This is a genomic window from Daejeonella sp., assembly GCF_037719425.1.
Taxonomy (GTDB): domain Bacteria; phylum Bacteroidota; class Bacteroidia; order Sphingobacteriales; family Sphingobacteriaceae; genus Daejeonella.
Genome location: NZ_JBBJNI010000015.1, coordinates 32,783 through 44,144, shown reverse-complemented (window position 1 = coordinate 44,144; position 11,362 = coordinate 32,783). Strand labels below are relative to the sequence as shown.

Below are 11,362 nucleotides of genomic sequence, written 5' to 3'. Positions count from 1 at the left end.
GCTCAGAGAGGTAGTGCTTATCTCAAATTCGAAACGTGGGCGACGTCCGGCGGAACCCAGTTTATGGATTGGTATTCCAATACGGCGACCGGTTACCGGAATAATAGTAATATATTCTAAAGGGAATCAGGGCGGAGAAATCTATAAGTATGTCAGGTTTTCTGGAGACGGGGGCTGACATACTTTTTATAAAACTCCGGGTAGAACTCCCAGGCGTATTTCAGGGTATTTAGGGTGCGAATATTCAATTCTCTTCGCAGTATATACTGGCTCAGGCAGAAGCCGATAATACTTGAACAAAGGGTCGCGTACGCCGCGCCAATAACTCCCCATCTGATGATGCATACGTAGTTCATTGCAATATTTAGAATTGCCGTAGTTAACACCATATAAAAATTAAGCTTGGGTTTGCCTATTGAATCCAGAATGTTCCCGAATTGCCGGGCATACGGTATTAAAAGACAGTACAGCAGCACAATTTTTAATAAAGGCACTGCATCTTCATACTTGTCTCCAGCAACGATGTAAACCACAAGGTCAGCAAAATAATATATAACAAAGACTCCCGGGATAAGTATGGCCATCAGGACGCCTACTGACTTTTCGTAGAGGTACTTTACCGCTGGTTTCCCCTCTGTCGCGCTTCGTTTAGCGCTTTGAGGAAATACAATTACTGCTATCGCATTTGTAGGAATATCGATGAGATTTGTAATTCTAACGGCTATATTGAAGGCCCCTGAAGCAACCGGAGATAAAATCGCACCCAACATCATTTGATCTATCGTGGTTGAAAGTATCGAGCTTAACGACGTTCCGAACGCGTATTTCCCGTAGTTGAAGAGTTTCTTCACCCATGGGAAGCTAAAATTAAATGACAGTTCAAAGTATTTCCGGGAGAAAAAGTAAGAAACAATTGCGCTCATTAGAAATGAAACAAACTGCGCATAAACGAGATTGGTTAGGAGAATGGTTTGATCAAAGAAGTAACAGTAGCAAATGTAAAGGAAGAATATCCCCTGTCTGACGAATGCACCAACAAATACGCCTTTAAACTCAAGATTTGCCTGTTCGATGGAGTTAAACATCGTCAGCAAACCAGACACAATGAACACCCAACTATATAAGTGGAATATTCCCAATAGCTCGGGAGCGTGCCATACTTCTGTAAGGAGGCGAGCCATGAACAAGTTGAGTACGATGCATACCGCTGTAAGTATTGCACTTAAACTAAAGGACGCAGAAATGATTTTAGAGTGTTCCTCCTTTTTCTCAAAGGCGAGATATTTTATTAATGCGTTCTGAATAAGCCCGCCTCTCATAAATTCGAGAATAGTGACAGTGGACATAAATAAAGCCCAGACACCGAACTGATGTTTGTTAAGCAAGCGGACTAGCAAGTAAAAGCCACCAAATGTGAAGGCTACACCCGTAAGATTCTGTAGAATAGTGTAAAAAGCGGAGCTTATCCAGTAGCCTTGCCTTTGAGTCATAGGTTAAATGATTCGGTGTTACCGGATTTTAAAAAAATGGATATCATAATTATATTTCACCTGTCTGTAAACATACTTCATCGCGTTAATAAGAGGGTTTTTGGTCTGAGTCCAGCTACCTCTGGGGACGGTACTGGGTTCCAGTTCAGAATTGCGCTGGCTAAACAGGCTTTGGAAGTTGTTAAAGAAAAGTCCCTTGCCTTTTCGTTGTATAAATGACAAACACATCCGATATTCAGCGCGATCACTTTTGATCCCCTCCCGGTACTGACCGAATTTCTTTAGAAAGTCGGAGCGTCTTAGATGCGGATGATCACTGTAGAAATGAACCTTAAAAAAGTCCCAGTGCCATGGTTTGATCACCATTTCAGAAAAACCGTTTCTATAAGGTATTAAGTATGGATACTTCCGATAAGCATAGAATCTGACGATATCCAGCTCTGGCCGCGCCCGCATTATGTCAACCGCGTTTTCAAGATGAGATGCAAACGTCTTTTCAGGAATAAAGTCTTCCTGTATGTAAAGAGTGTAAGGCGTTTGTACCGCACTCTGGCCTTTATTGATATTGTTTGCCAGGCCCTTATTAATTGAGCTGGTAATAAGCCGGAATCCAAAAACTGACTGATGATCTGAAATCGATTTTAAATGGAATTTATCACTTCCATCGTCACTTACAACGATGTCCTCGAATGTACATTTCTGGTCTTTCAGAGTTTCTAAAAGTCGGTTAAGTGAGCTACTTCTGTTGTAGTGGGTTATTAGTAAGGTAACGTCTTTAAAATACTTAGACATGGCTGAACCAATAATGGGAAATATGGTGTATTAAAAGCTGAATATAACTAATTCTTTATTTTGAATGGGTAATTGGAGTCGGGGGTTGACGAATAAAACGTCTGAAATATTATATCTTAGAACTTTTAGGCGCGCAGTTTCTGATTATGAGGGAAAAGTTAAAAATTTACATTGTCGGTGATTTTAAGTCGGGAGCAGCTGATGGGCTCGCAGAATTTAATTATCAGAATGTTCAGTTGCTCAGAGACATCTTTTTATTCGAATTCATTGAATTTGACACTGCACATGGGACACATTATCACAATATCGAAATTCGTGAAGGCATAAGTGTCAACCGTTTTGGCCGCAAGGAGGGGATTACTTTCCAACTACCCTCTGCCTTTCAAAAATGGTTATTTAAAATTCAGCCTGGGGGAAAGATATTTCATTTAAATCATATATGGAACGTAGCCAATTATCTAATTGCAAAGCGACTAGTAAAAGCCCAAATTCCTTATATGATTACACCTCACGACTCTTATGTATACGGCCCCGCCTATAATGATAATAAACCTTTTTTAAAACGGCTTTATCGTCAGGCTTTTGTGAGAATTTTCGATAAATACGTTCTGGATCATGCTAAAATTGTACATGCGATTACCACTCATTGTATTTCCTCTCTCCGGTTAATAACTCGTACTAAAATAGTTGTAGTCGAAAATCAGATAAGGGATATAGAGTTGACCGTTTCGGATCATCAGGTCAAAGCAAGGGTCTGTTTCATCGGACGGTTTAATATATTTCAAAAAGGAATAGATCAGGCTTTAGAAGCGTTTTCAATTTTTCAACGCCAGTCTGGAACAGTGGGGGATCAGTTTGTGTTAATCGGACCCGCAGATAACACTTCTCTTCTGAAAGTCAGCGCGATCTGCGGAAGCCTCGGTTTGGCATTAGGGACGGATGTGATCCTGACAGGTAAAATTCCTGAAAATGAAAGAAACTCTATTTTGAGGAATTCAAAAGCTTATCTTCAATTATCCAGGTACGAGGGGTTTGGGTTAAGTGTTGGTCAGGCCCTATCGTGTTACAAACCGGTTGTGGTTTCTGCAAGTATACCTATTAGTGACGTGATCAATACTTATTCAGCCGGATTTGTAGTTAATAACGCGCCGGAGGCCGCGGAGGCTTTGAACAAAATATTCTCGTTATCAGAGCAGGAATACCTGGAAATTTCGGCCAATGCCCGCCGTTGCTATGAGGAACGATTTAATCCAAAAGTTATAAAACCAAAGCTTACATCGCTCTACAGGTCAATTGCATGAGTATGCAGTTATGTTGGCAAACGCAAAAAAACTTGTTCTATTTTTTTCCGAAAATGTATTCCAGCATCCTCTTGCTGTGAAGATTTGACCTGTCCATGAATGATCGCACTAATCCACCCCCCGACACTAATCGCCTGGATGAAGTAAACACTCTCGCTCTGGAGTTTGTGACTAGTTTTAACCGGCCGACTTTCAATAGGTTGAGTGCCATAGTGCCATCTTCTGATTCCTCGATAAAATCTTTCCCGGGAGAATTATCGAATTTTCTGATAAGGTTTACCTCGAATCCTCCGTTCTCTCTTCCGGTTTTTGTAATAAAGCCCATATTGAACCCCAGTACATTGACAAACTCACGGTTCATTTTTCTTATGCGAATTAATAAGCCAGTGATTTTTTCGTAAAAAAACAAAGCTGGCAGCTGACGAACATCCTGCGGAAGAAATGAATATCGGCCGTAAACGCCGACTATATGTTTGTTTTCTCGCATCGGTTTAACCATAAGTTCGATCCAGTCAGGTGGATATAAGGTGTCAGAATCTGCGCATAAGTGAAAAGTACCTTTTGCTTTTTCCAGGCCGAGTTGTCTGGCGAATGTAATGCCTTGTAGAGGCTGGACAAAGCTTTTTACACCAAGCTTATCAAGTATTTCCTGCGTTTTATCTGTTGAATTATTGTTAACTACGATGAACTCTACAGGATATGACACCTTATTGGAAGCGAGCGAAGAGAGAGTTCGGAATAGATTATTCTCCTCATTCCATGCTGGAATTACAACAGAAACCTCTGGATATTTGGAGCTATAAAATGATAGCCTGTGTTTAAGGTCTTCAAGCTCAAGGACACTGAGTTCCGTATATCCTCTATATGAATATAGGTGCTCGGTAACCCAGCCGGGAAGAGCAAAAAAGTTATTAAACATTATTCGGATTGAGTGTAATGATCATCTACTAAACGGCATTGTTTGCCTTTTCCCACTTTTCCAGCTCAAAATTGTATTTTTTAATAACCTTTGCCGGATTCCCTACAGCAACAGAGTAGTCGGGTATGTTTTTGGTCACGACGCTTCCAGCTCCTATTATCGAGTGATTTCCTATTTCAACACCCGCTGTAACTGTGACATTTGCACCAATCCACACATTGTCGCCCACTGTTATTTGTTTTGTCGATATTTTCTGTTTAATAGGCGGAACTTTCACGTCTTCATATCCATGGTTCATCCCCGACAGGACAACGTTTTGTGCCAGCATCGTATTAGAACCAATGCTAACGGGGCCGATAATAACATTCCCAACACCGATGAATGAATCATCCCCTATTATGATATCCCCTACAGCATTGTTTAGGGTTGAAAAGGTTTCTATCACTGATCGGTCACCGAGTACGAAATTTCTAAAAGGAAAAAGATCTGTTTTAGTCTGATGGCGAACTATTGCTCCCTTACCGCGACTATGTTTGAAAGGATTTAAAAAGGCTTTTACCCACCAACGGGGCCGGTATTCATTTGATGGTATTAACATCCACAATCCAATCTTCTTTAATTTGGGATCAGATTTAATTTTAGAAATTAGCGTCATCGTTCTTGTCGGTCTTTAACATCGCCTTATAAATCTCTTCTGCACTATTTTCCCAGGTATGAGTGGAAGCAAATTGCCGGCGACTTGTGCTGAGTTCTTCAGAGTCTTCCCTAAGCGCCTGCTCTATCAACTCTACATACTCTTCCTTATTACTTGCAAGATAGGTGTAATTCTGGAAGATCTGCATCGCCTCTGTTTTGGTAGCAACTACAGGTTTCCCCAGTGCAAGGTATTCGTCGATCTTTCGTGGGTAATTACCTACTGTAATCGGATTAATTAATTGAGGATTCAAGCAAACTGAAAATGTATTTATATACTGAGGTAATTGTTCCATCTCCTTCGCTCCCGTAAAAAGAACATTTTTAAGAGTGTGGAGAGGGGAGTTCTTAAATATATCATCCTCCGGACCGACAAGTACAATTGACCAATCTGGTTTATTCAATGCTAAATACTCAATTACCTCAATATCTATCCGGATACTTTGCAGGGCCCCAACATAGCCAATGACAGGTCCTTTTAAATGTAGGAGATCTGCGGGCATTGTATTAGAAGACTGTGGTTTGAATATGGCGAGATCACATCCCTGCCCTACATAAAATGATCGCTCATTATATTGCTTGCAATAATTGGCTAGGAATGATGAATTAGCTACACAAAGATCACTCTTAGCGATTAGTTGTGGTTCCAGCCTTTTTCCGTGCCGTTCCCAGTAATCGACACCAACAAGGAAATCTCTCGAGTAATAGACACTCAGGGCAGGATTCAGGTACTCTTTCAAATAAAAGCTTCTGAATATGTCATTATCATTGAACAGTATAATATTTCGGAATTGTAAGCTCTCAATAGCTCTTTTTATAGTACCAGAAAAGATTCTATTGTTCCTCCAGTTTAACATGTCGAACAACCAGGAAAACCTAATCCAGTTAATAGACTCTATCATCCTTTCAGGGTTAAGCTCCCAAATGTTATCAGCGACTTCGGTTAAACCGTTTTTCTTACCCTTGATCACGTTTATTCGCTTTTGAACTTTAGGATCAGAGTAATTGGTTAAATAGGTTTTTCTGTCGAGTGGTGAATTTACATACAGGACTCGGTTGGATTGGGAGAATTCAATGGCCAGATTCTTACAATTGCTGCCTAAATCACCATCCCATGGCTGGAGGCCGACTATCACGATATCCCGATTCTGGATGCGGCGATTACTCATTGTAAATCTGTGGTTACTTCACTGTCTATACGAAGAGTGACATTGATCAACGCCACAACCAGATAAAAATAGACGTTAGTGGGAAACTGGACAAAGGCCTCCTGCGGGTAATTCCCTATGTTCAATGCAAACACAATAAGTGTCATAGCCAAACAATAGCTCTTTAGCTCTGGGTCTTTAATTTTGTAATAATTAGTTATCCCGGTTTTGAGAATGACGAACATTAGGGAGCAAAAGATGAGTAGCCCTATCCAACCAAGTTCAACTGCAACCCTAACATACCCGCTGTCGGGCGGGAATGAAGCAAGAAACGAACCCGGAGAAAACTTCGCCCCCCAAACTCCTGTCGACCCAAGACCGCCACCCATCGGATGACTTTGGATATAAGGCTGGATCATCTTCTGGTTGTTAGCCCGCACATTGAATGAAGCATCTTCGGAGGGTTTGAAGGCTGATTGGAAGCGATACAAGGCGGGGTTGCTGGTGGGAATGCTTATTAAGAAAACGATGATAACTCCCCCCAGCGCTGTAAGCATTAATATTTTTTTATTGAAAACCAATATTGACAGTAATATTATAGCTGCAGGAAAAAGAACATAAGCGCCTCTGGTGCCGGAGTATATCATATTCAGTAGAAAAAAGACTGTCATAAAACCCAATAGCCATTTCTTTCCTTTGGAAATTGGCCCGAACATAAGCCCAACACAGAGTAATGAACTTACAACCATGTTATATGAGAATGCAACAGGGTCCGAAAAGATTGAGAATTTTCGCCAAACACCGCCAATAAATAACAGGTTCATAATCAAAGGGTCAGAATAAAGGAATCTTTCCTCAAAACCAAAAAAGCCGAAATTTTGCTGTTTGAAGCCATATATTGCAGCGAACATACTTAGTCCAAGCCAAACCTTGATGATCAGCTTTAAAAACTTCCGTGTGCGTATATGGTAACTGAATATGAAATAAGTTAGCATCACTATTGCCACACTTCGGATAGTATATACCCATGCCATCCGTGAAGTGCTGCTGGGATTAATTATCTCCAAGAAGTTATAGCCAATCCAAATGATAATCAGGATACTAATTGGCCCTTTCAATATCGTCCAGTCCGGGTTGTTTTTTTGTTTTATAAACAATCCCAGAATTAATAGAGCAAGTAGCCCATCCATAAGTGTTCCCATGGGAAACGTTGTGAGATCCATCCGTATAACCCACATGATAAGATAAGCTGCAATCAGCATAACCATGATTCCAAACCTGGGGTATGCAATTATCCCATAGACCATGGGTGCTCCTATAGTACCGATAATGATCAGGGCGCTCGTTTTAATGCCACCCTGATATATCAGGTAGGCAGAGGCAATGGAAACCGCCAGCAAAACAATGATTAACGTAATTACTTGAATGTTTTTCAAACCGGATATGATTGCAGTTCTTAATTATTACAGGAATACGATTTTTATGAAGAAAACGAAAACACTTATGAAAGCTGCAATAATTGCAACCAGCCTGGTAGTATCCTGCAGCCGTTCAGCTTTGCTTTTCCTGGTCTTAAGATCTTCTATTCTCATGATGCTTCACTTAAATAACTCCAATTTGGCATTTTTTACTAATAAGGTTTTTCATCGTGTTGAACTGAAGTATGAGAATGCCGCGTGCTAACCGACCTTTTACTAAGAGTTGCAATTTTAAATAGAGATAACACCTGATAAAAAACAAACTGGGGTATGCCTAATAGTGATCGATAAATTTTTCGGTCTACGACTGAATTCGCTAAGGCAAATGCGAAACCTATTAGAAAGCAGAAGATCGCCACGGCCCAGACAATCGCCGCCGTTACACTTATCACTAAATTAACTATAAGGAAAAGAAGGGAGAGGATTAAGAAAATAAACAACGGTGGCCGCAGGAGTATAATTCCGAACAGTAACTGATTCCAGCTAAACGATTTTATACCGGATGAGATAAGCGCAAAGCCGAATCTGAAATATCGAAACCATGTATTAATCCACCGCGAGCGTTGATTGACTAACTGGTCAGTCTCAGCTATCTTTTCATCATATACAATTGCACATTCGGCAAACGCAATTCGCTGATTCTTTCTGACGATATCAAATTGCAAAACTTTATCAAATCCGGCCCCTTTGATATCGTGATTTTCCAGAAAGGATTTATATATGTCAGTGGTGAATGCCATGCCCGACCCGGCCAGAGTAGCAGATGATCCCAAAGCGAAGAGCACCTTGCCGTCATAAAAGTGGTAATAAATATCTCTCGCAGCATCAAGACATGCGTATGTTGTATTCAAATTTTTTGCTCGCCTATAACCCTGAACCGCCTTAAATCCTTTGGCAAACCATTTTTCAAGCTCGTTAAGAAACTCAGTATGGACGATATTATCACTATCTATGATACTGACTCTATTATGCTCACGCTTAAAATTTTTAAATGCATATAAATGAGACCTGGTGTTGCTTGCAAGTATCGTTTCGGGTTTTAAAAGAATAACGCGCGGATCATCGAAGTGAAGGTTGGATACATCACATTTATCGGCAACGACGTATACGAGATAGTTTGGATAATTAAGGTTAAGGATTGACTCAACCGTTTCAGGCAATAAGTCAATATGTTCAAACGCAGTTACAATGACGGCGTAATCGCCTGCATAATGGCGCATTTCTATGATGGAAGTCCTCTTGAGAAAAAAGTAAAGAAGAAAGAGCAGTAACGGCAATACGAGGTTATAGCCAATGGCCAACTGAATTAGAATCCAGGCGTAGTTAAATGCGATCTCTAACATTTATTCAACAACAGTTGCTAACTCGATTTGCTCTGTTACTTTTCCTTCGGGCTTCACTTTGTTTAACACCCAGCCAATGAATTTTCCATTGATGGTTTGCAGGTAATGTATATGTTGTTTTTTTGCTGCGGTTATCGATTGATCTGCCTGAAAAACACTTAAGGTCTTGTCTGAGAAAAGGATCCATTCTTTCGCTTTATTCAAGGATTCGAGAGGGGGGGTCTCCACAATAATCACATCAAAAATAGATCTTAACTGCTCAAGTCTGTCTTTTATGACTTTTTCATCTGCTAATTCAAATAGAGATTTGTCACCGCCACGGTTTCCCATTACCATTATTCCTGCGAGAAAATCAGAGCCTGGAATTTCGCCGGTTTTAAGATAATCTTCTATAAATAGTTTAGTATTCGAATTTTCGGTTACTGATGCGTGATCAAAATTGCCATCGATTAACAGTACCTTTTTACTGACCATTACGTAGGTATATGCAATGCAGGCGGCTATTAAGGTTTTGCCTTCCCCTTCACCAATACTTGTTATGTTAAGGATGCTGCCCCTGTTGCCGGAAATCGCAAGCTCTTTATTAACCTCAAATCTTGTAGAACGTAATTGTTTTTTAAACTCTTTCATCTCCGCGGTTCCGTGGAGATTTTTCCAGATGCCTTTAAGATCCAGCGTCCTCTTGCCTACAAGGTTCAGATAGCCAAGAACAGGGATCTTGGTAGCAGCAGCCAGTTCCATAGGGCGTCTTATCCGATCGTCCAGGTAGAACATAACGAAGAACACGAGGAGACAAAAGGCGCCGCTTATAATTCCGCTTAACAATACCAGCAGCATTTTTTTCGATGGCTGAGGTAAGCCAGGCATTGCAACAAGAACTTGTCGGAGTTTAATTGGAAACTCCGACTCCATTTTAATTTGGTTGTACTGTGTAAGAAGATCCTGATACTCTTTACTTACCGTCTCAATATTCCGATCAAAAGACTGGATCACTGCTTCATGCGGAACCAAATTGTCGAATTTCCTGCCTATAAAGTTGAGATGCCTCTTAAGCGAGTTGAGGCCGTAGGCTGCCAGATCCAACTGTAACTGTAGATTTAATTTTTGCTGTACTAAGTCTTGTTTGGTATTTAAAGGATTATAGATGTATTTATCAGACTGACTGTTAATTTGAGAAGTAATTACTCTCTGCAGCGAATCAATCGATTTTTTGTAGGTCTCGTCGAAGTCGTTTTGAACATATTTATCGTATAATGAATGTATTTCTGCACGCGTAGATAAGATGTTCTGATTTATGTCGGTTAACGTGGATTCAAAATAGCGGCGGTCCTGGGGATCAAACCTTTTATCAATGTTCGATATCGCGCCCCGATAAGAAATTATATCTTTTTCCGCTTGCTGAATACGAAATTCGTAATCAGCCGATTGGGTCATGATCTGAGACGATTGCTCATTTAGGTTTAGTATTCTATTTCGGATCTTATAAGATCTTAAGTTTGCGATCCTATTCTGCAGTGTATCTGATTTTTGATTTAAAAGGTTCTCAAGGAATTTAACTGAAGAACGTTGGTTGGCCTTGACCAGTGTGGTGTAATAGTTTGTAAATTCATCACTCAACGTATTTACCACAAATGCGGACAGGTCGGCACTTTCAGATGTATAATCTAAATTAATAAAGTCAGTCGCACCCAGCCGGTAAACAGAAAGTGAGGACTTTAACGACTCGTCATCGTATTCCATTGATTGAAGTACGGAGTATAGTCCTTTTTGATCTGGATCCCGCAGGTTTAGGCTTTCCTTCTTTTGATATTTTTCACGGAATACTTCTATCGCATGTTTGATTGCATCGTCATTCAGCTCTTTTAAGAGTGGACTTTTTTCTTTAAAGGGTTTCGCTGTGAGATCATGTAACATTAGTTTATAGGAAACTAAGATGAGCATGCTTTTTGAACGCATGACCTCAATCATATTTATAAACTTCTGATTAATCCTGGAATCCTGTAACATCGCATCATCCGTAAAAGACATTTGCTGAGTTTCGTCTACGATCCCGGTAGCAATTTGTGCTTCAGACCAGTATACGTCGGGTAAATTGCGAACAATGAAAAAAGTTACCATTATGGTTATCAAAGGAACGATAACGATAATCAGACGGTATTTCCAGACAAGAAGGATAAATTTTTTCAGTTCGTCCATAA

The 11,362-nt window shown here is 40.3% G+C and carries 10 protein-coding genes; 1 reads left to right on the top strand and 9 read right to left on the bottom strand.

What is annotated here, in order from left to right; genetic code table 11:
- Positions 1-152 precede the first annotated feature (152 nt).
- Entirely contained in the window at positions 153-1,490 is a 1,338-nt protein-coding gene (locus tag WKF69_RS03675; RefSeq protein WP_340379557.1) for a flippase, read from the bottom strand.
- Between the two features lie 18 nt (positions 1,491-1,508).
- The gene (locus WKF69_RS03670; protein WP_340379556.1) at positions 1,509-2,282 is read right to left on the bottom strand and encodes a glycosyltransferase; all 774 of its coding nucleotides are present in this window, start codon (positions 2,280-2,282) and stop codon (positions 1,509-1,511) included.
- Between the two features lie 146 nt (positions 2,283-2,428).
- Between WKF69_RS03670 and WKF69_RS03665 the strand changes: the two genes are divergently transcribed.
- The gene (locus WKF69_RS03665) at positions 2,429-3,583 is read left to right on the top strand and encodes a glycosyltransferase (RefSeq protein WP_340379555.1); all 1,155 of its coding nucleotides are present in this window, start codon (positions 2,429-2,431) and stop codon (positions 3,581-3,583) included.
- Positions 3,584-3,620: 37 nt separating this feature from the next.
- Here the strand turns inward: WKF69_RS03665 and WKF69_RS03660 are convergent, their stop codons facing one another.
- The 7 genes from WKF69_RS03660 to WKF69_RS03630 are packed head-to-tail and all read right to left on the bottom strand — an operon-like array spanning position 3,621 to position 11,360.
- Entirely contained in the window at positions 3,621-4,502 is an 882-nt protein-coding gene (locus tag WKF69_RS03660; RefSeq protein WP_340379554.1) for a glycosyltransferase family 2 protein, read from the bottom strand.
- Positions 4,503-4,530: 28 nt separating this feature from the next.
- Complete coding sequence (locus WKF69_RS03655; RefSeq protein ID WP_340379553.1) at positions 4,531-5,157, bottom strand: acyltransferase; 627 nt, start codon at positions 5,155-5,157, stop codon at positions 4,531-4,533.
- Complete coding sequence (locus tag WKF69_RS03650) at positions 5,141-6,364, bottom strand: glycosyltransferase (protein WP_340379552.1); 1,224 nt, start codon at positions 6,362-6,364, stop codon at positions 5,141-5,143. The genes WKF69_RS03655 and WKF69_RS03650 overlap by 17 nt, the downstream gene beginning before the upstream one ends.
- Entirely contained in the window at positions 6,361-7,779 is a 1,419-nt protein-coding gene (locus WKF69_RS03645) for an O-antigen ligase family protein (protein WP_340379551.1), read from the bottom strand. The genes WKF69_RS03650 and WKF69_RS03645 overlap by 4 nt, the downstream gene beginning before the upstream one ends.
- A 27-nt stretch (positions 7,780-7,806) precedes the next feature.
- Positions 7,807-7,935: a hypothetical protein gene (locus tag WKF69_RS03640; RefSeq protein ID WP_340379550.1), complete on the bottom strand. Its 129-nt coding sequence runs from the start codon at positions 7,933-7,935 to the stop codon at positions 7,807-7,809.
- Between the two features lie 38 nt (positions 7,936-7,973).
- Positions 7,974-9,164: a glycosyltransferase gene (locus tag WKF69_RS03635; RefSeq protein ID WP_340379549.1), complete on the bottom strand. Its 1,191-nt coding sequence runs from the start codon at positions 9,162-9,164 to the stop codon at positions 7,974-7,976.
- On the bottom strand, positions 9,165-11,360 hold the full coding sequence (locus WKF69_RS03630) for a lipopolysaccharide biosynthesis protein (protein WP_340379548.1): 2,196 nt from the start codon (positions 11,358-11,360) through the stop codon (positions 9,165-9,167).
- Positions 11,361-11,362 lie beyond the last annotated feature (2 nt).

Excerpts from the sequence above, each read along its gene's own strand:
- WKF69_RS03640 (WP_340379550.1), bottom strand. The coding sequence starts at position 7,935 with ATGAGAATAGAAGATCTTAAGACCAGGAAAAGCAAAGCTGAACGGCTG.
- WKF69_RS03670 (WP_340379556.1), bottom strand. The coding sequence starts at position 2,282 with ATGTCTAAGTATTTTAAAGACGTTACCTTACTAATAACCCACTACAAC.
- WKF69_RS03675 (WP_340379557.1), bottom strand. The coding sequence starts at position 1,490 with ATGACTCAAAGGCAAGGCTACTGGATAAGCTCCGCTTTTTACACTATT.
- WKF69_RS03635 (WP_340379549.1), bottom strand. The coding sequence starts at position 9,164 with ATGTTAGAGATCGCATTTAACTACGCCTGGATTCTAATTCAGTTGGCC.
- WKF69_RS03630 (WP_340379548.1), bottom strand. The coding sequence starts at position 11,360 with ATGGACGAACTGAAAAAATTTATCCTTCTTGTCTGGAAATACCGTCTG.
- WKF69_RS03655 (WP_340379553.1), bottom strand. The coding sequence starts at position 5,157 with ATGACGCTAATTTCTAAAATTAAATCTGATCCCAAATTAAAGAAGATT.
- WKF69_RS03665 (WP_340379555.1), top strand. The coding sequence starts at position 2,429 with ATGAGGGAAAAGTTAAAAATTTACATTGTCGGTGATTTTAAGTCGGGA.
- WKF69_RS03660 (WP_340379554.1), bottom strand. The coding sequence starts at position 4,502 with ATGTTTAATAACTTTTTTGCTCTTCCCGGCTGGGTTACCGAGCACCTA.
- WKF69_RS03650 (WP_340379552.1), bottom strand. The coding sequence starts at position 6,364 with ATGAGTAATCGCCGCATCCAGAATCGGGATATCGTGATAGTCGGCCTC.